Origin of the sequence: Pseudomonas sp. PLMAX, from assembly GCF_046042685.1 — a bacterium.
Classification (GTDB): Bacteria; Pseudomonadota; Gammaproteobacteria; order Pseudomonadales; family Pseudomonadaceae; genus Aquipseudomonas; species Aquipseudomonas putida_AE.
This window is the reverse complement of record NZ_CP064949.1, coordinates 180,290-203,233: the sequence shown is the minus strand read 5'-3', so window position 1 is coordinate 203,233 and position 22,944 is coordinate 180,290. Positions and strand designations below refer to the sequence as shown.

General features: G+C 60.3%; 21 protein-coding genes. 8 read left to right on the top strand and 13 right to left on the bottom strand.

Going from position 1 to position 22,944, the window contains the following annotated elements; all coding sequences use genetic code 11:
• Nucleotides 1–6: 6 nt before the first annotated feature.
• Complete coding sequence (locus DKB71_RS00925) at nt 7–1,797, bottom strand: KinB sensor domain-containing domain (RefSeq protein ID WP_408599392.1); 1,791 nt, start codon at nt 1,795–1,797, stop codon at nt 7–9.
• Between the two features lie 10 nt (nt 1,798–1,807).
• Entirely contained in the window at nt 1,808–3,154 is a 1,347-nt protein-coding gene (algB, locus tag DKB71_RS00920; protein WP_274073817.1) for a sigma-54-dependent response regulator transcription factor AlgB, read from the bottom strand.
• 434 nt (nt 3,155–3,588) lie between these two features.
• Here algB and DKB71_RS00915 point away from each other — a divergent pair, with 434 nt between their 5' ends.
• The 5 genes from DKB71_RS00915 (at nt 3,589) to DKB71_RS00895 (ending at nt 8,003) form a co-directional block, all read left to right on the top strand.
• Nucleotides 3,589–3,876, top strand: coding sequence for a hypothetical protein (locus DKB71_RS00915; protein WP_408599391.1), 288 nt, complete (start codon nt 3,589–3,591; stop codon nt 3,874–3,876).
• A 72-nt stretch (nt 3,877–3,948) separates the two neighbouring features.
• On the top strand, nt 3,949–4,113 hold the full coding sequence (locus tag DKB71_RS00910; RefSeq protein ID WP_003170804.1) for a DUF1328 domain-containing protein: 165 nt from the start codon (nt 3,949–3,951) through the stop codon (nt 4,111–4,113).
• Nucleotides 4,114–4,115: 2 nt separating this feature from the next.
• On the top strand, nt 4,116–4,580 hold the full coding sequence (locus DKB71_RS00905) for an inhibitor of vertebrate lysozyme family protein (RefSeq protein WP_408599390.1): 465 nt from the start codon (nt 4,116–4,118) through the stop codon (nt 4,578–4,580).
• A 673-nt stretch (nt 4,581–5,253) separates the two neighbouring features.
• A complete protein-coding gene (gltP, locus tag DKB71_RS00900; protein WP_408599389.1) occupies nt 5,254–6,585 on the top strand; it encodes a glutamate/aspartate:proton symporter GltP in 1,332 nt (443 codons plus the stop codon).
• A 188-nt stretch (nt 6,586–6,773) separates the two neighbouring features.
• Nucleotides 6,774–8,003, top strand: coding sequence for a nucleoside recognition domain-containing protein (locus tag DKB71_RS00895; RefSeq protein ID WP_408599388.1), 1,230 nt, complete (start codon nt 6,774–6,776; stop codon nt 8,001–8,003).
• Between the two features lie 120 nt (nt 8,004–8,123).
• Here the strand turns inward: DKB71_RS00895 and DKB71_RS00890 are convergent, their stop codons facing one another.
• The 9 genes from DKB71_RS00890 to DKB71_RS00850 all read right to left on the bottom strand — a co-directional run bounded on the left by DKB71_RS00890 (nt 8,124) and on the right by DKB71_RS00850 (nt 18,440).
• Complete coding sequence (locus tag DKB71_RS00890; RefSeq protein ID WP_323607354.1) at nt 8,124–8,750, bottom strand: ABC-type transport auxiliary lipoprotein family protein; 627 nt, start codon at nt 8,748–8,750, stop codon at nt 8,124–8,126.
• Complete coding sequence (locus tag DKB71_RS00885; RefSeq protein ID WP_408599387.1) at nt 8,747–9,685, bottom strand: MlaD family protein; 939 nt, start codon at nt 9,683–9,685, stop codon at nt 8,747–8,749. Before DKB71_RS00885 ends, DKB71_RS00890 begins: the two co-directional genes overlap by 4 nt.
• A gap of 1 nt (nt 9,686) precedes the next feature.
• Complete coding sequence (locus DKB71_RS00880) at nt 9,687–10,490, bottom strand: ABC transporter ATP-binding protein (protein WP_408599386.1); 804 nt, start codon at nt 10,488–10,490, stop codon at nt 9,687–9,689.
• Complete coding sequence (locus tag DKB71_RS00875) at nt 10,487–11,635, bottom strand: ABC transporter permease (RefSeq protein ID WP_274073810.1); 1,149 nt, start codon at nt 11,633–11,635, stop codon at nt 10,487–10,489. The genes DKB71_RS00880 and DKB71_RS00875 overlap by 4 nt, the downstream gene beginning before the upstream one ends.
• A gap of 54 nt (nt 11,636–11,689) precedes the next feature.
• Nucleotides 11,690–12,718: a DUF5924 family protein gene (locus DKB71_RS00870; RefSeq protein ID WP_274073809.1), complete on the bottom strand. Its 1,029-nt coding sequence runs from the start codon at nt 12,716–12,718 to the stop codon at nt 11,690–11,692.
• Between the two features lie 64 nt (nt 12,719–12,782).
• Nucleotides 12,783–14,159, bottom strand: coding sequence for a M16 family metallopeptidase (locus tag DKB71_RS00865; RefSeq protein ID WP_408599385.1), 1,377 nt, complete (start codon nt 14,157–14,159; stop codon nt 12,783–12,785).
• A gap of 190 nt (nt 14,160–14,349) precedes the next feature.
• A complete protein-coding gene (locus DKB71_RS00860) occupies nt 14,350–16,008 on the bottom strand; it encodes a Na/Pi cotransporter family protein (protein WP_408599384.1) in 1,659 nt (552 codons plus the stop codon).
• 271 nt (nt 16,009–16,279) lie between these two features.
• On the bottom strand, nt 16,280–17,047 hold the full coding sequence (locus DKB71_RS00855) for a TerC family protein (protein ID WP_408599383.1): 768 nt from the start codon (nt 17,045–17,047) through the stop codon (nt 16,280–16,282).
• Between the two features lie 85 nt (nt 17,048–17,132).
• On the bottom strand, nt 17,133–18,440 hold the full coding sequence (locus DKB71_RS00850; protein WP_274073805.1) for a CitMHS family transporter: 1,308 nt from the start codon (nt 18,438–18,440) through the stop codon (nt 17,133–17,135).
• Between the two features lie 400 nt (nt 18,441–18,840).
• Here DKB71_RS00850 and DKB71_RS00845 point away from each other — a divergent pair, with 400 nt between their 5' ends.
• Nucleotides 18,841–19,242: a GFA family protein gene (locus DKB71_RS00845; protein ID WP_274073804.1), complete on the top strand. Its 402-nt coding sequence runs from the start codon at nt 18,841–18,843 to the stop codon at nt 19,240–19,242.
• Here the strand turns inward: DKB71_RS00845 and DKB71_RS00840 are convergent, their stop codons facing one another.
• The gene (locus DKB71_RS00840; RefSeq protein WP_408599382.1) at nt 19,243–19,569 is read right to left on the bottom strand and encodes a DOPA 4,5-dioxygenase family protein; all 327 of its coding nucleotides are present in this window, start codon (nt 19,567–19,569) and stop codon (nt 19,243–19,245) included.
• An 82-nt stretch (nt 19,570–19,651) separates the two neighbouring features.
• On the opposite strand from DKB71_RS00840, the gene DKB71_RS00835 reads away from it, so the two are divergent.
• Nucleotides 19,652–20,317, top strand: a complete 666-nt coding sequence (locus tag DKB71_RS00835; protein ID WP_323625771.1) for an NAD(P)H-binding protein — start codon at nt 19,652–19,654, stop codon at nt 20,315–20,317.
• Between the two features lie 45 nt (nt 20,318–20,362).
• Here DKB71_RS00835 and DKB71_RS00830 read toward each other — a convergent pair whose 3' ends face one another.
• Complete coding sequence (locus tag DKB71_RS00830) at nt 20,363–21,313, bottom strand: choline sulfate utilization transcriptional regulator (protein ID WP_408599381.1); 951 nt, start codon at nt 21,311–21,313, stop codon at nt 20,363–20,365.
• A 114-nt stretch (nt 21,314–21,427) separates the two neighbouring features.
• Between DKB71_RS00830 and betC the strand changes: the two genes are divergently transcribed.
• Complete coding sequence (betC, locus tag DKB71_RS00825; RefSeq protein WP_408599380.1) at nt 21,428–22,942, top strand: choline-sulfatase; 1,515 nt, start codon at nt 21,428–21,430, stop codon at nt 22,940–22,942.
• The last annotated feature ends 2 nt before the right edge of the window (nt 22,943–22,944 follow it).

Sequence of the window (22,944 nt, the reverse complement as noted above, 5' to 3'; positions counted from 1 at the left end):
AAGCGCTTACACGGTCAACGTCATATAGAACTGAGTGCCCTGCCCCGGTCGCGAGTAAACGCCCATCCGGCCACCGTGCAGCTGCACGATCTCCTTGCACAACGCCAGACCGAGCCCGGCCCCGCCTTTCTTGCGGCCGACCTGGACAAAGGGCTCGAAGATCCGCCCCTGTTGCCCATAGGCAATGCCTTCTCCGTTATCTTCAACGCTGATGATGACCCGGTCCCCATGTCGCCGGGCTTGCAACCGTATCAGTCCGCCACTGGCGGTATGGCGCAGGGCATTGTCGATCAGGTTGTCGAGCACCCGGTCCAGTTGCGGCTGATCGGCTTGCAAGCGTGGCAAGGGCTCCTGGACTTCGATCAGGAGCTCGACGCCTTTGTCCTGCGCACCGTCGCTGAAGCGAATCTGCGCTTGTTCCAGCAACTCCTCAATGGAGCACGGCGCCAGGGTGAGCTTCTGCAGGCCGTTCTGGTAGCGAGAGAAATTCAGCAAGTCGTTGATCAGTTGCATCAGGCGCTGCATTTCTTCATTGACCGTGTCCAGCAGGTCGGCTTCACGGGATTCTGGCGGGAAATGCGCGCGCTCGCGAAACAGGCCGAATGCCATGTGCATACCGGTCACGGGCGTGCGCAGCTCATGGGAGGCGCGTAGGACGAACTCGCTGCGCACCCGTTCGAAGGCACGCTGTTCAGTTACATCGTGCAGCACCATCACCGCACCGAGAATCTGCCCCTGGGTATGAATGACCGGCGTCAGGCTATAAGTCAGCAGCCGCGTCTCGCCATCGACCTCGATGCCCAAGTCATCCGGCACTCGCTCCAGCGTACCGCCACGCAGTACCAGCTGCAGCTGTTCATCGAGTTCAGGGTGCTCCAGCGCCTCACCCAGGCCTAGCCCAAGTCGATCGGTGTCCCAGCCCAACTGACGCTGCGCGACCGGGTTGAGGTGCTCCAGGTGCCCCTGGCGGTCGATCATCAGCAAACCGTCGTCGATGCCGTCGAGCACCGCCTGCAAACGCTGCTGCCCTGCCAGCAACTCATCGACATTGGTGGCCTGGTGCTGGCGTAGCGCCTCGGCCATGATGCCGAAGCGCCGGGTCAGCTGATTCAACTCCACGGACGAGGACACCGGCAGCGTGACGTCGAAATTACCTTGGCCGATATGATCCGCTGCCTGCGCCAGCGCCTCGATGGGCTCGCCGAAACGCCGGGCGATGGCATGCGCAGTCACGAACCCGATGATCAACACCGCCAGCCCGACCAGGCCAAGCAGTCCGGCGATCAGCAGCGCACGCTCGCGTGCCTTGCGTTCGATGGTGCTGATGTCGTCCAGCGCCCGCTTGTGTTCGGTAATCAAGCCATTGCGCAGCAAATTGAATTTTTCGGTCAGCTCATCGTTGCCGTTCAGCACTCGCGTCGGGTCAGCGGACACCTCATACGCACGAATAAAGTCCAGATAGTCGGCCTTGGCCTTTTTGAAACCGTGTTCGAGATTTTCTCCCGCCGGCTCCTGGGCAATACCTTCCTCCAGCAGCTCAAGGTAACGCTGCCTGGATGCTTCGAAGGCGGCGGGATCGTTGTTTTCGCTGAGCATGATGATCAACTGATCACCCAGGGTCTGGCGCAGCTTGAGCCCCCGATCCAGGGTGACGAAGTTGTTGCGCACCAGCGCTTCCTGGCTCCCGGCCATCTGCAACACACTGACAAGACCAAGCAGCAGGCCCAGCAGTGCAACAGTGATCAGCGCGGAAATGCTGAGAAAAAGCCGGGTCTGCAACTTCATCGTCAGTTTCATCGGCGCTGACTCACAGGTTGTACTGCTTGCGCTTGCGATACAGCGTCGACGCATCGATCCCCAAGGTTTTGGCGGCTTGATCCAGGGTCCCCGCGGTGGCGAGGACGGCTCCGATATGGGCTTTTTCCAGCTCATCCAGGCTTAACGGCGCACCAATACGCGGGGCGTTATTGATCGGTGCTTCGGCCATGCCCAGGTGGCTGATTTCGACCCGTTCCTGCGGGCAAATAATGCTCGCCCGCTCCACCACGTTACGCAGCTCGCGAATGTTCCCTGGCCAGCGGTAACCCAACAGCGCTTCACGGGCCTCGTCACTGAAGCCCCGTGCCGGACGCGCGTATTCCTTGACGAACCGGGCCAGGAACCGGTCGGCGAGGTTGAGAATGTCCTCCCGGCGTTCGCGCAGCGGCGGCAGGTGCAAGGTAATGACATTGAGGCGATACAAAAGGTCTTCGCGGAAACGGCCGTCGCGGACCATGTCCTCAAGGTTCTGGTTGGTGGCCGCGAGAATGCGCACATCAGCCCGACGAGTCACCGGATCCCCTACCCGCTCGTATTCCTTGTCTTGAATGAAACGCAGCAATTTTGGCTGTAAAACCAAGGGAAAATCGCCGATTTCGTCAAGAAACAAGGTGCCCCCATCGGCCTGGTTGACGCGTCCCAAAGTGCTTTCGCTGGCGCCGGTAAAGGCGCCCCGGCTGTGGCCGAACAGCTCGCTTTCCATGAGTTCAGCCGTGAGCGACGGGCAGTTGATGGTGATGCAGGACTTCTTCGCGCGCTTGCTCCAGCCGTGAATCGCTTGGGACAACTCACCTTTACCGGTGCCGGACTCACCGAGAATCAGGATGTTGGCATCGGTATTGGCCACTTGGCGGGCGGTCTCGAGCACGACTTTCATCGCTGGGCTATGTGAGTCCAGTCCGTCCTTGGGTTTGCGTATCTCACCTTCCAGGGCCTCCAGACGTGCCGACAACTGCCGCACTTCCAGCTGCTTGGCAGTGGCCAGGCGCAACTGATCGGGACTGCACGGCTTGACCAGATAGTCGGCGGCACCCGCCTGTATCGCATCCACGGCAGTGTCCACAGCCGAATGCGCAGTCACGATCACCACACGCATCCATGGAGCCTGGATGCGCATCTGCGCCAGAACGTCCAGGCCGTTGTCCTCTCCGAGTCGCAAATCGAGGAAGCACAGGTCGAAGACCTGACGTTGCAGCAAGGCTTCCGCTTGCGCGGCGCTGTTAGCGGTCGCCACGCTGTAGCCTTCATCTTCAAGGCAATAGCGGAAGGTTCGCAGGATGGCAGACTCATCATCCACCAGAAGAATGCGGCCTTGATGCTCAGTGGCGGATTCCATTTTCCTACGCTCCTTAATGAATGATCTTTAGTTAGTCAGGGAAAAATCGGGCAAGTTGCATGGTTCATTCTGATCCATTCCTGCCATGGCAGGGTAGCTATCTCCTGCCCCCTCGCTTCAGCACCCGGGTTTGCGCGTCTTTAAAAGAAAACCCGGATCAGAGATGCCTTGCGTCCATTTCTGACAGCTGCGCCCTCCTCTCAATTCAAAAATATTGCGATGCCTTTGCAAAGAGTCGTGCATTACGCACGACCGTACGAGGGCTCATCGTGCAGGATGCGTCGGGCCGACGTTTTGGCTCATCTGTAACTAATTGTTTTTTAACGATTTTTTAAAGGAAAAAAGCTGGCATGCAGGCTGCAATAGCTTGATTAACGCAGGGCAACAACAAAAGCCCTCAACCCGATATTCCCCAGCGTGGGAGGAGCTTCAGGATGAATCGTCAACGTGCCGCCCAATTGCATCTCTCGCCACTGCATGTTCAGCAAGGCCTGTTTGCGGTACTTGCACTGTTGATCACCTTGTTCGCCGGCCAACAGTTTCTTCTTTGGGAACAGAGCCAGCAGCCAGAAGCCCCGAGCGTATCGTTTGAACGTCCGACCCAAACCCACTTCAGCGCGGCAAGCAGCGGTTTGGCAGACAACACCCCGATGCGAATGATGGACGTCGACCAGGCACAGCCGGCCGATGAGATGCCGCGTCAGGAACGCTGGGTGTTTTAAGCACATTCGACTTGGTGCGCTTGACGCGCCGGGAATGCAGCACCTTTAAATAGAAACGTAAGGAGAATCACCATGTTGAGCTGGGCAATCACATTCTTGATCATTGCCATTGTCGCCGCAGTCCTGGGCTTCGGTGGTATCGCGGGCACCGCCACGGGTATCGCCAAGATTCTCTTTGTCGTGTTCCTGGTGATGTTCATCGCTTCCTTCTTCTTTGGCCGTCGCGGTCGAGGGTGAACATGAGCGTTTCGTTAAAGACACTGGCAGCCGCCCTGCTACTGGGCGGTAGTGCCATGGCAATCGCCGCCAATGATGGGCAGGCACGGGTCAACGAACTCTTGAACGCTGACCCGCAGTACCGCGAAACCTGGCAAGGCGTAGTGAAAAAAGAAGAACGGCTGCCGGAATGGGTGATCAACCTGTCTGGCGATGCTGAACAAATGAACGGCGTTGAAGAGGATGGCGACAAGTATCTGGTGGCGCCGCTGTGCCAATCCCAGGCCAGTTGCACCAACGAACGCCTGATCGTCGCGGTCAGTTTCGACAAAAAGGAGGCCTACGCCATGCTGGTCGAAGTACCGGCAGGTTTACCGGCCGACAAGTCGCCGACACGGCATGCCAACTACCGTTTTCTCGGAAAACCGGACCAGGGTATGCAGGACTTGTTAATGGAGCAGCTGAGAAAAGATCCAAAGTGGTACTGATTTCCAGACGCGAAAGAAGCGCCCAGCTTCTTTGCCGCTGCGCCACCTGAGGAAGGCAGGCGCATGACCAGGGGGTCGGGACGTTCTGCCTGCTTCAGGGGCGGAGTGACCTACGGGTACAGGGAGTGCCTGCGCAAGGGCCGGGTCAGGGTAAAGCTGCCACGCAAGTTCGCCAGCCAACTGCGGCTCGACGGACTTGCGTAGAGCTTGAAGGCTAAAGTCGTTGTACTGCCCCAAACCTTTGTTTTTCCGTTCGCGGTGCTCCATGAGCGACCGTACATCGAGAAAAATCGCCTTTCTTTTGTGCCCGGGTCTCGGCGCACATAAGAGGTTTTTCTGCCTTTTCAGCACGCTTCCCAGCTGATCAAAAAACACCCAATCTGCTCTGTGATGGCCGGTTCACGGCACTTATGCCTGCCAATATGTCGTATTCGAACCGGTTGGGACGCGCGTTTCACTGAAAAAACCTCATGCCGATTCGGCATAGGGTAGGCGTTTACGGCATTAGACGTCGCTTCCTTGCATCGGAATAGTTGCGCCTTTTTTCGCCTGCCAGAGAGCCACTAACAAGCGCTCCGGGGCTCCTTATACGGGGGCAAGTGCTCTGACATTTTCGCCACAAGCGAAACCGTTTCTGCATCTGTCCGAGTCAAACTGAAGTAAGGGTAAAGATATGAAGAAGGCAAAGCTTAGCCTCGCCTGGCAGATCCTCATCGGTCTGGTATTGGGGATTGCAATCGGTGCGCTGCTCAACCATTTCAGTGCCGAAAAAGCCTGGTGGATCAGCAACGTCTTGCAACCAGCGGGCGATATCTTTATCCGTTTGATCAAGATGATCGTGATCCCGATCGTCATCTCCTCCCTGATCGTCGGCATTGCTGGCGTCGGTGATGCCAAGAAGCTGGGGCGCATCGGCTTCAAGACCATCGTCTACTTCGAGATCGTCACCACCATCGCCATCGTGGTCGGTCTGCTGCTGGCCAACCTGTTCCATCCGGGTGCCGGCATCGACATGAGCACCCTGGGCACTGTGGACATTTCCAAGTACCAGGCCACGGCGGCCGAGGTTCAGCATGAACACGCGTTCATCGAAACCATCCTCAACCTGATCCCGTCGAACATCTTTGCGGCCATGGTTCGCGGCGAAATGCTGCCGATCATCTTCTTCTCCGTGCTGTTCGGCCTCGGTTTGTCGAGCCTGCAGGCGGACCTGCGCGAGCCGCTGGTGAAGATGTTCCAGGGCGTATCGGAAAGCATGTTCAAGGTCACTCACATGATCATGAACTACGCCCCGATCGGCGTGTTCGCATTGATCGCGGTGACTGTGGCCAACTTCGGCTTCGCGTCGCTGATTCCGCTGGCCAAACTGGTGATCCTGGTTTACTTCGCCATCGCCTTCTTCGCTTTCGTGATCCTGGGCCTGATCGCTCGCCTGTTCGGCTTCTCGGTGATCAAGCTGATGCGCATCTTCAAGGATGAGCTGGTACTGGCTTACTCCACCGCCAGTTCCGAAACCGTGCTGCCGCGTGTGATCGAGAAGATGGAAGCCTATGGCGCGCCTAAAGCCATTTGCAGCTTCGTGGTGCCAACCGGTTACTCGTTCAACCTGGACGGTTCGACCCTGTACCAGAGCATTGCAGCCATCTTCATTGCCCAGCTGTACGGCATCGACCTGTCGATCAGCCAGCAATTGCTGCTGGTACTGACCCTGATGGTCACCTCCAAAGGCATCGCCGGCGTTCCGGGCGTGTCCTTCGTGGTGCTGCTGGCGACCCTGGGCAGCGTCGGTATTCCGCTGGAAGGCCTGGCATTCATCGCCGGTGTCGACCGCGTGATGGACATGGCGCGTACCGCCCTGAACGTGATCGGCAACGCCCTGGCCGTGCTGGTCATCGCTCGTTGGGAAGGCATGTACGACGACGCCAAGGGCCAGCGCTACTGGAACTCCCTGCCGCACTGGCGCAGCAAGGAAAAGCTGGCGGTTGGTGAAACCTCCAAGAGCTGACACGCAACCTGTAGGAGCTGGCTTGCCAGCGAAGAGGCCTTCGAGCCCTGCATCGCCAATGATGACGCCTTCGCCGGCAAGCCGGCTCCTACAGATGTTTAGCGCATGGATGAACCCCGGAGAAATCCGGGGTTTGTCGTTTCTGGTCACCCCGCTATCATTCGCGCATCTTTTGGGGGATTTGACTGATGCTTAATGGCCTGTGGCTTGGCTTCTTCATCGTGGCTGCCGTGTCGGCGCTGGCGCAATGGTTGATCGGCGGCAACGCCGGGATCTTCGCGGCGATGGTGGAGAGCATCTTCGCCATGGCCAAGTTGTCCGTCGAGGTCATGGTCCTGCTGTTCGGCACGCTCACCCTGTGGCTGGGCTTCCTGCGGATCGCCGAGAAAGCCGGGATCGTCGAATGGCTGGCCAGGGCCTTGGGTCCACTGTTTTTGCGCTTGATGCCGGAAGTCCCGCCCGGCCACCCCGCCATCGGCCTCATCACCCTGAACTTCGCCGCCAACGGCCTGGGCCTGGACAATGCCGCCACGCCCATCGGCCTCAAGGCCATGAAGGCCCTGCAGGAGCTCAATCCCAGCGATACGATCGCCAGTAACGCGCAGATCCTGTTCCTGGTGCTCAACGCCTCCTCCCTGACCCTGCTGCCGGTGACGATCTTCATGTACCGCGCCCAGCAAGGCGCGCCCGACCCGACGCTGGTGTTCCTGCCCATCCTGCTCGCCACCAGTTGCTCGACCATCGTCGGCTTCCTGGCCGTCGCCTTCATGCAACGCCTGCGCGTCTGGGACCCTGTCGTGTTGGCGTACCTGATTCCCGGCGCCCTGGCCCTCGGTGGTTTCATGGCGCTGCTGGGCACGATGTCCGCCACCGCGCTGGCGGGTCTGTCGTCGATCCTCGGCAACCTCACGCTATTTGGCTTGATCATGCTGTTTTTATTGATCGGTGCAATGCGCAAGGTCAAGGTCTACGAAGCGTTCGTCGAAGGCGCCAAGGAAGGCTTTGATGTGGCGAAGAACCTGCTGCCGTACCTGGTGGCGATGCTCTGCGCCGTGGGCGTGCTGCGGGCGTCCGGCGCCCTGGATTTCGGCCTGGACGGGATTCGGCACCTGGTGGAGTGGGCCGGCTGGGACACGCGCTTCGTCGACGCGCTGCCGACCGCGATGGTCAAGCCGTTCTCCGGCAGCGCCGCCCGCGCCATGCTGATCGAAACCATGAAAACCTCTGGCGTGGACAGCTTCCCGGCGCTGGTGGCGGCAACGGTCCAGGGCAGTACCGAAACCACGTTTTACGTACTGGCGGTGTACTTCGGCGCGGTGGGTATCCAGCGCGCGCGACATGCGGTGGGGTGTGCGTTGTTGGCGGAATTGGCGGGTGTGCTGGGGGCGATCGGCGTCTGCTACTGGTTCTTCGGTTAACCACAACCCTCCTGTGGGAGCGGGCTTGCTCGCGAAGGCGGTGTGTCATTCAAGATATAGGTCGCCTGACACTACGCCTTCGCGAGCAAGCCCGCTCCCACATTTTGAACTGTGTGGACTTCAAAATCTCGCGGGCGGCGCTAATTTTTGTCCTTGCTCCACCGCCCACGCCACCACCTGCGTCGTGATCTGATCGCTGGCCTGGCCAAACCCGGCCACCACCGCCGGCACCTTCAAATCGCTCAACGGCTGGCGCACTTCAAAGCGTTTGCTGGCGAGGATTCGCTGGTCATACCCCCGCACCAACAAGGCATCCAGGCGCACCACCACGCTGGCGCTGGTGCCCTGATACTCAGTCTGAAACGCCTGCAAGCTGCCGCCCAGCTCCAGATCCGCCTGGAAGTTGCTGTCATCGGTACTCAGCAGCGTCACCCGACCATCACGCTGGAAACCATCGAGCAGCCGGTTGCGCAGCAATACCGGCGCCGGGTCGCTCCAGCGCGAGCCCTTGTAGCTGCTGATCACGTCGCCCTGGGGGATGACGGCAATGTTCGGGCTGTTCAACGCTTCGCTGGCCTGGGGCTTGTTCAGACGCAACGACCAGCGCTGCGGCGTGACGTGACTGGCCGGTATGCTGCTTTGCGCCGACGGCAATCGATAAAGATCGAAGGGTTCTGACTTGGGCAGGATCGAGCACGCGCTGATCAGCGTGAAGCTGGCGAGGAGGGCGAGGCGGGTCAGCGTCATGGAGTGAATTCCTTGCTCTTGTCACGGCCCAGCAGGTAGCCGCTGGGGTTGGATTCCAGGCGTTGGGAAATAGCCCGCAACGAGGTGAGGGTCTCGCGCAGTTCACGCACCGCCGGCGCCAGGCCATTGAGACCCTGCATGCCGTTGTTGAGCGATTGCTGATTGGTGCTCAGCAGTTGGTTGATGGTCGCGGTGCTCTGTTCCAGCGATTTCATGGCCTGTTCGGCGCTGCCGAACATCTGCTTGCCCTGGTCAATGAGCAAGCCGTTGGCGTTGCGCATCAACGCCGACGTCTGCTCCATCATGGTACCGGCCTGCTTGCCGACCGAGGCCAATTGCTGCATGGCCTGGCGAATATCGCCGCGCTGGTCGGCAATGACCCCGGTGGTTTGCTCCAGATGCTCCAGGGTCTTGCTGATGCGCTCGATGTTTTCCGTGGAAAACATCAGGTTGGCGTTGTGCATCAAGGTGTTCACCCCGGCCATCAAGTCATTGCTGTCATTGAGCAGGCGAGCGATGGGCGAGGGCGACGCAATGATGGTCGGCAGCTTGCCGTCCTTGCCCTTGAGCGTCGGGCTCTGTGGCGTACCGCCGCTGAGCTGGATGATCGAGGTGCCGGTGACCCCGGTCAGCGCCAGTTTGGCCTGGGTGTCTTCCTTGATCGGGGTATCGCCACCGAGTCGGATCCGCGCCAGCACCCGGCGCGGGTCTTTCGGGTCCAGACGCAGGGTCACCACGTCACCGACCTTGATCCCGCTGTACTGCACCGAACTGCCCTTGGACAGGCCGCTGACCGCCTCGTTGAACACGACTTCGTAATCCTTGAACTCGGTGTCGACACTGGATTTGGCCAGGAACAAACCAAAGAGAAGGGCGCCCGCCACCACGATCACAGTGAACAGGCCGATCAATACATGATGGGCTCGGGTTTCCATGTCAGACCTCGTTGAGCTGTTGAGCGGCACTCAGCGCCGCGCGGCCGCGAGGGCCATGGAAGTATTCGTGAATCCACGCGTCGTCGGTTTCCGAGACCACGTCAATGGCATCGGCCACCAGCACTTTCTTCTGCGCCAGCACCGCCACCCGATCGGTGATGGTGTAGAGCGTGTCGAGGTCGTGGGTCACCAGGAAAACGCTCAGGCCCAGGGCATCACGCAGGGTCAGGATCAGTTGATCGAAGGCGGCGGCACCAATCGGATCGAGGCCGGCGGTGGGTTCGTCGAGAAACAGGATGTCCGGGTCCAGCGCCAGGGCCCGCGCCAGTGCTGCGCGCTTGATCATGCCGCCGGACAGGGACGCGGGGTACTTGTCCGCCGCCGACAGCGGCAAGCCGGCCAGGGCCAGTTTCACCGCCGCCAGGTGCTCGGCATCGTCGCGGCTCAGGCCGGCATGTTCGATCAGGGGCAGGGCGACGTTTTCGGTCACGGTCAGCGAAGAGAACAGCGCGCCTTTCTGGAACAGCACGCCGAAGCGCCGCTCTATCAGGGACCGCTCGTGCTCGGGCAGGGTCGGCAGGTTTTTCCCGAAGACTTTCACCACGCCCTCGCTGGGCTGGCGCAAACCGACAATGCTGCGCAGCAGCACTGATTTACCGCTGCCGGAACCGCCGACCACGGCAAGGATCTCGCCCTTGTACAGATCCAGGTCGAGGTTCTCGTGCACGCTCTGGCTGCCGAAACGATTGCACAGCCCACGGACTTCGATCACCGCCTCGGCGGGGGCTCGGGGTACTCGACTCACCAGCTCATCTCCATGAAAAACAGCGCGGCCACGGCGTCGAGCACGATCACCACGAAAATCGACTGCACCACGCTCGATGTGGTGTGGGCACCGACGGACTCGGCGCTGCCGCTGACCTTGAAGCCTTCCAGGCAACCGATCGCGGCAATGAGAAAGGCGAAGATCGGTGCTTTGACGATCCCTACCAGAAAGTGCTGAACGCCGATGTCCGATTGCAGCAGCGACAGGAACATTGCCGGCGAAATATCCAGCGATACCGCGCAGACCACGCCGCCGCCGATAATTCCCGAAACCATCGCCAGGAAGGTCAGCATCGGCAACGCGACCAGCAAGGCCAGGACCCGCGGCACCACGAGCAATTCCATCGGATCGAGGCCCAGGGTGCGGATGGCGTCGATTTCCTCGTTGGCCTTCATCGAGCCTATCTGTGCGGTGAACGCACTGGCGGTGCGCCCGGCCATCAGGATCGCGGTCAGCAGCACGCCGAATTCGCGCAGGAAGGCAAACGCCACCAGGTCCACCGTGAACACGCTGGCGCCGAACGTGCTCAGCACTGTCGCCCCGAGAAACGCCACCACGGCGCCCACCAGAAAGGTCAGCAGGGCAACGATGGGCGCGGCGTCGAGGCCGGTCTGTTCGATGTGCGCCACCATCGGCGTAATGCGCCAGCGCTTGGGACGAAACAGGCCACGGACGATGGTTTCCAGGATCAGGCCGACGAACCCCAGCAGTTGCAGGGTGTCCTGCCAGACTGTGTCCACCGCACGGCCGATGCGGGTCAGCAATTGAATGCCGACGCTGATTTCCGGCTCCTTGATGGGCACGCAGAAATCCGTCAGCGATTGATAGACGGTTTGCAACAACGCGCGGTCGGCGGAGGAAAGGGTGCAATCAGGATGTTGCGCGGAGCGGCCCAGGCGTTCCGAGCCCAGCAGTTCCACCAGCAGCGAGGCGCCGGCCGTATCAAGGGCGCCGAGGCCGTTGAGATCGATGAGGGTGCTGTCGTTGTACTGGCCCTCGAGCTTTTCGCTCAGGTGCTTGAGGTCAGCGTAATGGGCGAGCGTCCAGTCTCCCGTCACCCGTATCTGAGGCGGGGAGTGCGAGGTGTCCAATTGGGCATTGCCGGCCATTGTGCTGCTGGTCATAAGCTCCGTGCTTTTTCGGCTGTTACGCAGAGCTACGTAATAGCACGAACTGCCTTACTTTTCTTTGACCGGTGTGCTGTCAGCCACCTTGAAGCGCAATACGCCGATCAATTGCCCGTCTTCGGTCAATACCCGAACCTGCCATTTGCCTGCCGGATTGCCCGGGAAATTCTGCTTGTGGGTCCAGGCCCGGTAGCCTTCCTTGCGACCGCCGTGGATATCGAGCGGGATTCGGTCGACCTCTTTGCCGTTGAATTGCCAGACGTGATAGATCCGCTCGTCCAGGCCGCGCGGCGCATTGATCGCCGTGTAGGCATAGAGGCCGCCGCCGCGAATCTGCTCGGCGCTGACTTCATCGAGACTGGCGCCGGGGGTGCGATCCTGCATCTGCGTGCTGATGGCCACATCGGTCATCCACAGGGTTGCCGGCGGCACCCACGAGCGCAGCACCCAACCGACACCGCCGATACCCACGGTAATGCTTAGGATCGCCAGGGCGTTGCGCAGGGTGCGGATCGGAAAGATCGATGCCAGGCTCGGGAACGACAACAGCACGGCGATGCCCAGCGCCCACTTGAAACTTTGCGCAGTGGTCAGGTGCATGATCACCGGCAGCGCGGTGAGCAGGGCGGCGAACAGGGTCAGGGTGTGCAGCGCCAGGAACGCCCAGCGCCGCGGCGCCAGCCACTTGTAGTAGAGCGGGTCGATGATGGAAATCAGCGCCGCGATGCCCAGCAGCCCGGTAAAGAACAGCTGGCCGCTGTTCCAGGTCGTGGTGATAAAGAAGAACGGCAGGACGAAGAACAGGCTTTCCTGGTGAATCATCTGCGTCGCATAACGCAGCAAGGGCTGGGGGATCTCCCGCTTGAAGATTCGGGTGAACAGCTTGGTCAGGCTGTTTTCCAGCATCAGCCAGACCCAGCTGATCAGCATGATGGTGGTGATCCAGCTCGCCAGGCCCTGCTGGCGATCCACCAGGATGAAGCTGCCGATCCCGGAGACGAAACCACCGAGCGCAATGACCCCGGGGTAGCGTTTCATCAGCTCGAGGATGCGCTGGACGAATAGGGTCAGGGTCGGCATTCGGCGGTTCACAGTAGTCGTAGGAAAAATCCCTGACAGGTTACCGCCTCATCGGTGAAAGCGCTTACTTTCTGCGATGAAAACGCCATGCCGCCAGGCTCAACAGCATCAACCCCGACAGCCCGGCAATCGCCCACATCAATTGGTCATAACTGACCAGGGGTTTCTCGATCCGCACATACCCCGGCTGCAGGAGCAGTTCGCGCATGGCCTTGTTCGCTTGCGCCAGCGTGACCGCCTGCAATTCCTTGACCGGGTTGGCGAATCGGCCGTCTGCGTAGTCCCCCAGGGCACTCCAGTAGTAATCGGCCAGTGCGCTGTTGCCTTGCACCGCCCAGGACTGGCGGGCGATGGCGGCCTGTTTGAGGCGATTGAAGGTCTCGGCGTTGAGACCGTCCTTGAGCATACCGGCCTTCAAGTCATCCAGCACTTCCAGTGCCTGGCTCACGTCGTCGCGCTCCAGGTCGGCATTCAGGCTCATGAAGCCAACGCCGCCAAACACCTCGCGCTCGGCCCAGGGGCCATAGGACAGGCTGTGCGCCAGGCGCAGCTGGCGATAGAGCGCCCAGTCCAGATAGTCCTTGAGCAGGTCGAAGGTTTCGTCGTGCTGATCGTCCAGCACCGGCTCCGGTACCAGCCAGTGCAGCTTGGCCCCGCCACCGACGAAGCCATGGATCAGGCTGCGCTCATGGGCGGCGCTGGCCTGGATCTGGGGCAGGGGCGGGTGCTCTGTCGGAGTGATGGGGGCAAGCTCGCCATAAGTGCGATCCAGATAGGCCGGCAGTAAGCGGTCGAGGTCGCCGACGACGATCAGCGTCATGTTGTTCGGCGCGTACCAGTCCTTGCGCACGTTCTCCAGCTGTTCGCGGGTCAGGTGATCGACTTCCGCGCGCTCAGGGCATTTGAGGCCCAGTTCCACGGCCAATTGATTGCTGGCGGTATGGCCCAGGTCCTGGCGATCCAGCCAGCGTTGCAGGTGCGTGTAGTGCCCGCCGTCCTCACGCTCGACCACTTGCTTGGCGGCGTTGATGGCGTCGTCGTCGAAATGGGTCTGGGTCAGCAGCGCCAACAGCAAATCCAGGACCTTGCGCTGGTTTTTCGCCGGGGCTTCGATCACGAAGGTGGTGTCGGCGTTGCTGGTGAAAGCGTTCCACTCGCCACCCAGCGCCTGCATGCGCTCCTCCAGGCCGCCTTCACCGCTGGCGTCGATGCCGCTGAACAGCAAGTGTTCGAGCAGATGCGGCAGTTCTTTATCGGTGCATCCGAAATCATCCAGGCCTACCCCGACCACCAGCCGGATCGCCACGTGCCCGCGCTCGGTGCCGGGCTTGAGCAACATCTGCAAACCGTTGCGCAGGGTATAGCCCTCGACCTGGAAGCGATCCAAGGCAAACGAAGGGAGTGAACCAAGCAACAGACAGGCGAACAACAGACAACGCATAACGAGCTTCCCGGCAACCAATCGGAGATCCGTTTCGTCCTTCCGTCCGCCATCGCGAGCAAGCTCGCTCCCACAGAATCCGGGCTGATCCATTCATTGTGGTCAACTCGAAACCTGTGGGAGCGAGCTTGCTCGCAATAACGGCCTTGAGGCTGAATCAATGTTACTGACTGATCACCTTGCCAGACGTTCAAGGCGAATGCGTGATGTCAGCCAAATCGTCCACAGCCAGCGCGCCGGTGTCGGACGCTTCCAATACGACGTAGGCACTGCTGCAGAACAGCGAATTCAGACGCTTCATGTCGGCAATCAACTCCAGGTGCAGCGAACTGGTCTCGATACTCTGCACGATCTTACGTTGCAAACGGCTGACATGCGCGTGGGCCAGGCGGCGTTCCTGTGCGCGAAAGCGACGTTTTTCACGCAGCAACTGGCGGGCACTTTCCTTGTCGGCACTGAGAAAGACCGACAAGCCCAGGCGCAGGGTGGAAATCAACTGGCTGTGCAGCCCGGCCAGCTCTTCCAGGCCCACTTCGGAAAACGATCGGCGCTGGGAAGTTTTTTGCTGCTGGACTTTGCGCAGCATGCGTTCGATCAGGTCGCTGGCGAGCTTGAGGTTGATCGCCAGTTCGATGATTTCCGCCCAGCGCCGGCTGTCCTGGTCACTGAGGTCCTCCCGGGGCATTTGCGCCAGATACAGCTTGATCGCGCTGTAGAGCGCCTCGACATCATCGGTCAGGCGCCGCATTTCCTGGGTCACGGCGGTTTGCTTGCCGTGCAGCACGTCGAGCATGGCCTCGAGCATGTTGTCGATCAGATCACCCATGCGCAGGGTTTCCCGGGCCGCGTTGGCCAACGCCAGGCTGGGCGTGACCAAGGCTGTCGGGTCAAGGTGCCGGGGCTTGGCCATGCCGTTGGTTTGCGGGCGCTCCGGCAGGATCCACGCGCAAAACCTGGCCATCGGCCCGACGGTGGGCAGCAGGATCAGGCAGCGTGCGGTGTTGTAGAGCAGGTGAAAGCCGATGACCATTTCCTGGGGGCTGAAGTCGAGGCTGTCGATCCAGTGCACCAGAGGGTCGAGCACCGGGATGATCAGCAACAGGCCGATCAGCTTGTACAACAGGCTGCCCAACGCCACCTGGCGACCGGCAGCGTTCTGCATGCTGGTGCTGAGGAACGCGAGAATGCCGCTGCCGATGTTGGCCCCGATCACCAGGCCGATGGCTACTGGCAGGCTGATTACGCTGGCGCCGGCAAGGGTCGCGGTCAGCAGGACTGCCGCCAGGCTGGAGTAGGAAATCATCGCGAACAAGGCGCCGACCAGGGCGTCGAGCAGGATGTCGCCGGTCAGCGAGGCGAAAATCACTTTCACCCCCTGGGCATGGGTGATCGGCGCGGCCGCCTCGACGATCAGTTGCAGCGCCAGGATGATCAAGCCCAGGCCGATGCTGACGCGGCCCATTTGCCCCAGCCGCGTCTGTTTGCGCGACAGGAAAAAAATCACCCCGAGAAAAATCAGCAGTGGCGACAGCCATGACAGGTCGAAGGTCAGCACCCGCGCCATCAATGCCGTACCGACATCGGCCCCGAGCATGGTTGCCAGGGCAGGGGTCAGCGCCATCAGGCCCTGACCGACAAACGAGGTGACGAGCATCGCCGTGGCGTTACTGCTCTGGACCATCGCGGTCACGACGATCCCCGCGATGAACGCCAGCCAGCGCTTGGACATGTTCTGGCCGATGACGTGGCGCAGGTTGGAGCCGTACACCCGCAGGATGCCGGTTCGGACGATATGCGTGCCCCAGATCAGCAAGGCCACGGCTGAGAGCAAATTGAGCAGGGTGAGCATGCAGGCCCCCTGTGGTGGTAGCGCCCCAGAGGGGCAAGTTAGCGGTGCCGCGCGACGTTCTACGTTCTGTACTTAAGCTGTAGTTGGCTAACGGTCTGTGCGCCAGCATCGCATAGCTAAAGTGCTGATTGAAACAAAACTGTCATGAAACCAATGTGGGAGCGGGCTTGCTCGCGAAAGCGGTGTATCAGGCAACAATGATGTCGACTGACACTCCGTCTTCGCGAGCAAGCCCGCTCCCACAGGTTTTGCGTACATACCGCTTACGGGATTACTGCCCCGGAATGTCCTTGCGCAGTTTCACTGGATCCTGCCGCTTCTTCTTTTTCGCAATCGCGGTGCGCATCTTGATGTTGATCGCTTCCACCGCCAGCGAGAACGCCATGGCGAAGTAGACGTAGCCTTTTGGTACATGCACGTCCAGGGATTCGGCAATCAGCACCATACCGACGATCAACAGGAACGACAGCGCCAGCATCTTCAGCGAAGGGTGCTTGTCGATGAACGCGCTGATAGTGCCCGAGGCCAGCATCATCACCAGTACCGCCACGACGATTGCCGCGACCATGACCGGTACGTGGGACACCATGCCAACTGCAGTGATCACCGAATCCAGGGAGAACACGATGTCGATGATCGCGATCTGGATGATGGTGTAGAGGAAGTTGCCGCCCTTGAGGTTTGGCTCGTCGTCGGTTTCGTCTTCACCTTCCAGCGCGTGGTACATCTCTTGCGAGCTCTTCCACAGCAGGAACAGGCCACCGAAGAACAGGATCAGGTCACGCCCGGAGATACCCTGGCCGAACGCTTCGAACAGGTCGGCGGTGAGGCGCATGACCCAGGTGATCGACAACAGCAACAGGATCCGCGTGACCATGGCCAGCGCCAGGCCGAAAATCCGGGTGCGCTGCTGCATGTGCTTGGGCATGCGGCTGACCAGGATCGAAATCATGATGATGTTATCGATACCCAGGACGATTTCCAGGGCGGTCAGGGTAAAGAAGGCAACCCAGATTTCAGGGTTGGTCAGCCATTCCATGTGTATTCCTTTGAGCGATTGTTAAACCAAAAAGGGCCCCGACTTCAAACCGCGAAGCCAGGACCCGAAATGGTGAGTCTTGGGCTTATAGAGTGCTGAACAGCGGAAAAATCCCCATCAGCAATGCGGCAACCAGTATGCACATGCACACCAGCACTGCCCACTTCAGGGTGAAGCGCTGGTGATCACCGAAGTCGATACCCGCCAAGGCCACCAACAGGTAGGTCGATGGTACCAGCGGGCTCAACAAGTGGACGGGCTGACCGACGATCGAGGCACGTGCCATTTCCACTGCGGTAATCCCGTAATGGCTGGCGGCTTCGGCCAGTACCGGCAACACGCCATAATAAAACGCATCATTGGACATGAAGAAGGTGAACGGCATGCTCACCAACGCCGTGATCACTGCCAGGTACGGGCCGAGGAAATCCGGAATCACCGACAGCAGGCTCTTCGACATGGCATCGACCATGCCGGTGCCCGACAGGATACCGGTGAAGATGCCCGCGGCAAAGATTAGCCCGACCACCGCCAGCACGCTACCGGCGTGGGCCGCGACGCGATCTTTTTGCTGTTGCAGGCAAGGGTAGTTGACGATCATGGCGATACTGAACGCCACCATGAACAGCACCGGCAGCGGCAACAGGCCGGCGATCAGGGTGCACATCAGGGCCAGGGTCAGGGCGCCGTTGAACCAGATCAGGTTCGGACGACGGGCATCCGGGAATTGCGAAACGGTGATTTCGCTGTGGTCGATCTCGTCGCCCACCAGGTGCAATTCACCCAGGCGCGCACGTTCACGCTTGCCGTAGAAGTAGGCAATGGCGAGGATGGCCAGGACACCGGCCGCCATCGCTGGAACCATCGGCACGAAGATGTCGGACGGGTCGACATGCAGCGCACTGGCGGCACGGGCGGTCGGGCCACCCCATGGGGTCATGTTCATCACGCCACCGGCGAGGATGATCAAGCCCGCCATGATCCGCGGGCTCATGCCGATGCGGCTGTAGAGCGGCAGCATGGCGGCCACGCAGATCATGTAAGTGGTCGCGCCGTCACCGTCGAGGGAAACCACGAGCGCCAGTACCGCGGTACCGACCGACACTTTCAACGGGTCGCCCTTGACCATCTTGAGGATCTTGCGCACGGCCGGGTCAAACAGGCCGGAGTCGATCATCAGGGCGAAATACAGGATCGCGAACATCAGCATCACGCCGGTCGGCGCGAGCTTGGTAATGCCTTCGAGCATCATCGGGCCGATTTTCGGGCCGAAACCGCCGAACAGGGCGAAAACGATCGGGATGATGATCAGGGCGATCAACGCGGACAGGCGCTTGGTCATGATCAGGAACATGAACGTGATGACCATGGCGAAGCCAAGGAAAGTCAGCATGGGAATACTCCGGGCGTAGCGCGGCTAGGGAATGAGCGGATCGGACGGGATCAGCGCAGAACGGGAAGCACGAGACGTACGGGCGGAGTTGCAGCGAAGCGGCGGATAGAAGAGGACATCAGGGTCACCATTGTTGTTGTTAAATGGGCCGGGCGAACAATCGAACATTCGCTGTAGCCAACCGGTCTGTTGCCGGAAGTGAGGGCGATCCTAATCGGGGAAGCTTTCAGCCAGCTTTCGCCGATGAAAGCATTGACCGGATGTGCAACCGGTCGTCGGACCGAGTTGAGGCGTTCGCGAGCAAGCCCGCTCCCACAGTGGTTTTGTGTACGACATAGATCCAGTGTGGGAGCGGGCTTGCTCGCGAAGGCGTCAGTCAAGACGCATCAGGAGGAGCAGCATGGTCGAATTCCACCCCGGCGGTTGCCACTGTGGACAACTGCGCTATCAATTCAGCGGGCCATTGCACGATATCGCCCACTGCCATTGCTCGATCTGCCGGCGAGTCAGCGGCGGGATCGTGACGACCTGGATCACCGTCCCGGCTTCAGCCTTTCAATGGCTGCTTGGGACACCGGCGCGATACGACTCTTCACCCACCTGCACGCGCTATTTCTGCGGCAACTGCGGGGCGCAACTGGCATTGGTGACTCACCTGAGCCCGGACAGCATCGACGTGACCATTGCCACCCTCGACCACCCGGAACAGGCCCCGGCCGAACGGCACATCTGGACCGACAGCCGCCTGCCGTGGCTGCACCTGGATGAGCATCTGCCGGGCGAAGCCGAAGAAACGCTCTGATCAGAAAATAGACAGGTCCAACGGCCGAACCGCGCCCATCCAGATCGCGTGATCGCGGTGATCCAGCAAGTCGTTGCCGGTGTCCGGATGCAGGAATACCACCAGCCCTTTGCGGTTGAGCGCCAGCCACGGCAGCACCTCGCCGATCAGCTCGGGGCCGAACGCCAGCTGGCAGCTCCAGTCCGGGTGCGGGCCGACCGGGCGCTCATGTACGCGGCCCATCTGCAGCGGGAACAATTGCGCCGCTTGCTCACACAGGGCCCGCGCCTGGTCGATGGTGCTGGCGTCGAAATACACATGGGCGTGATAGCCCTTGATCCGTTGCATCTGAATCCTCCAAACCGAGTCGAACCCTCACCGTTTCCGGCAGGTCACACGCCATATAACCCCGGAATCAACGGAGCCAGCCATGAAAAATGCCGAAACCCCGGTGGTGAAAGTGGTGCTTTATGGTGCCATGAGTAGCCTGGGCAGTGCGCTGATGGCTGAAATGCTGCGGCGCCAACATGAAGTGATCGCCATTCTCGATGATCTGACGGCCCTGGCGCCGCGACCGGGTTTGCGTACCAAAACCGGCGACCTGTTCGATGCTGAGCGAGTGAAGCAAAGCGTGGCCGGCAGTTCGGCTGTCGTCTGTTTATTAGACGCACCAGGATTGCCGTTCAACAGTGAGCATGTGGAAAAAACCATCGTGCCCGGCCCGGTCGAGCAAGTGCTGGCGGTGGATGCATTGATCGATGGCATGCAGGCGGCGGGCATTGCGCGGTTGTTTCTGGTGGGTGATTTCGAGATTCTGGACGATCCGGAGTTCGAGGACGGATTGGAACTGCACGCCGCCGAGGAAATCCGCGAAGCGCTACAAAGCAGTGCCTTGCACTGGACGATGGTGAATGCCCCGCGCGGAGTGCCGGGGCTGACCATTGAGCACTTCAGCCAGGTCAGCAGCAGTCTTGAGCCGGGGCTGGCCGAACCGCTCGCACGCCTGGCCCGCACGGCGGTGGGGATCGCTGATGAGCTGCATCTAAACCTGCATATCGGCGAGCACGTCAATTTCATCGCGACTTCTGAGCCGTAAAGCATGTCCCTGTAGGAGCTGCCGCAGGCTGCGATCTTTTGATCTTCAAACCGCAATCGAAGGAAACGACATTCCCGTCAACGATTGCGCACTGCTGGCCTGCTCAGCCATCAGCCAATCAACGAACCGTTGAATCAGCGCCCCACGTCGCTTGCGCTGTGGCAACACCACGTAATAACCCAGCCTGGAAATCACCGTTTCGGCAATCGGCCGGCACAACAATCCCTGCGCCAACAAGTTATCCACAAGGTGCCGCCAGCCAATGGCCACGCCCTGTCCGCCAATGGCGGCCTGAATCAGCAAGGTGTAATTGTCGAAACGCAACTGGCCGGGGGCCGGGGCCGAGGCGATGCCCAGCTCGCGAAAGACACCGCTCCAGTCAAACCAATGACTGCTGTTTTCGCCACGCAGGTGCAGGAGCGGAAACTGCAGCAACGACTGGGCGGGCAAGGGCAGGGCACGATCATTCAACAACTGCGGGCTGCACACCGGGAACACTTCCTCGCTGAACAGCCAATGGCTCTCGCCCTGCTTGAAACGACCATCGCCGAACAGCACCGCTACGTCGATATCGCTGCGCAGCATGTTGTGGCTGCGCTCACTGGTCACCAGGCTGACGTCGACCTGTGGATTGGCCGCATGAAAGCGGTGCAACCGGGGCATCAACCAGTAGGCGGCGAAGGCGAAATCGGTGGCGACCTGCAGCACCTCGTGCTGGTGTTGCGCGCTGATTGCCGCCAATCCTGCGTCGATATTCTGCAAACCCAGCTGAACCTGCTCAAAAAGGATGACCCCGGCCTCGGTCAGTTCGATACCTCGATAGATTCGGTCGAACAGTCGAGTCGCCAGTTGCTCCTCCAAGCGCTTGATCTGTTGGCTGATCGCCGGCTGTGTGGTGCCCAGCTCGACCGCCGCCGCCGTGAAGCTGCGCTGACGGGCCGCCGACTCGAAAGCACGAAGTAAATCCAGAGAGAGGTCACCAAGTGCGTCATACATAAGCTGTGCTTATCCTAGTCATTGCCGGCCATGGGCTTTACCGCAAAGTGTGGGGGTTACATCCTCGATCCCAGCACTCTCGCATAAACATCCACTATGGAATGCCGCGAACACATGAAGCGCAAGAACATTCTTTTCATCATGGCCGATCAAATGGCCGCGCCAATGTTGCCCCTCTACGGCCCATCGCCCATCAAGCTGCCTAATCTGAGCCGCCTCGCCGCCGGCGGCGTGGTGTTCGACAGCGCCTACTGCAATAGCCCGCTTTGCGCGCCTTCGCGCTTTACCCTGGTCAGCGGCCAGCTGCCGAGCAAGATCGGCGCTTATGACAACGCGGCGGATTTTCCTGCCGATGTGCCGACTTATGCCCACTACCTGCGCCGCCTCGGCTACCGCACCGCGCTGTCGGGCAAGATGCATTTCTGTGGTCCGGACCAGTTGCACGGCTATGAAGAGCGCCTGACCAGCGATATCTACCCCGCCGACTATGGCTGGGCGGTGAACTGGGATGAACCTGACGTGCGTCCGAGCTGGTACCACAACATGTCGTCGGTGCTGCAGGCGGGCCCCTGCGTGCGCACCAATCAACTGGATTTCGACGAAGAGGTGGTGTTCAAGGCCCAACAGTACCTGTTCGACCACATCCGCGAAGATGGCGACCAGCCGTTTTGCCTGACCGTCTCGATGACGCACCCGCACGACCCGTACACCATTCCCAAGGCGTTCTGGGATCTGTACGACGACGCCGACATCCCGCTGCCGGTTACACCGGACCAAGCCGGACTCGATCCGCACGCCCAGCGATTGCTCAAGGTCTATGACCTGTGGGACAAGCCGCTGCCTGTGGATAAAATCCGCGACGCGCGCCGCGCCTACTTCGGCGCGTGCAGCTATATCGACAACAACGTCGGCAAACTCCTGCAAACACTCGAAGATACAGGGCTGATCGACGACACCATCATCGTATTCTCCGGCGACCACGGCGACATGCTCGGCGAACGAGGGCTCTGGTACAAAATGCACTGGTACGAGATGGCAGCTCGTGTACCGCTGTTGATAAGTGCACCAGGGCAATTCGGTGCCGGCAGGGTCAGCGCTTCGGTGTCAACCGCCGACCTGTTGCCGACCTTCGTGGAACTGGCCGGCGGCTCTCTGGAACCGGGCTTGCCTCTGGATGGTCGCTCGCTGGTGCCGCACCTGCAAGGGCAGGGCGGTCACGACGAAGTGTTCGGCGAATACATGGCCGAAGGCACCATCAGCCCGCTGATGATGATTCGCCGTGGCGCCTACAAATTCATCTACAGCGAAGACGACCCTTGCCTACTCTTCGATGTACACAATGACCCACGCGAGCTGGAAGAACTCAGCCAATCACCGCAACATCGCCAGCTGTTCGACGATTTTCTCACCGAAGCGAGAGCGAAATGGAATATTCCGGCGATCCACCAACAGGTACTCGCGAGTCAGCGGCGCCGGCGTTTCGTTGCTGATGCCCTGACCATCGGCAAGCTGAAGAGCTGGGATCACCAGCCGCTGGTGGACGCCAGTCAGCAATACATGCGCAACCACATTGACCTCGACGATCTGGAGCGCAAAGCACGTTATCCACAACCCTGCCAAAACCAATAATC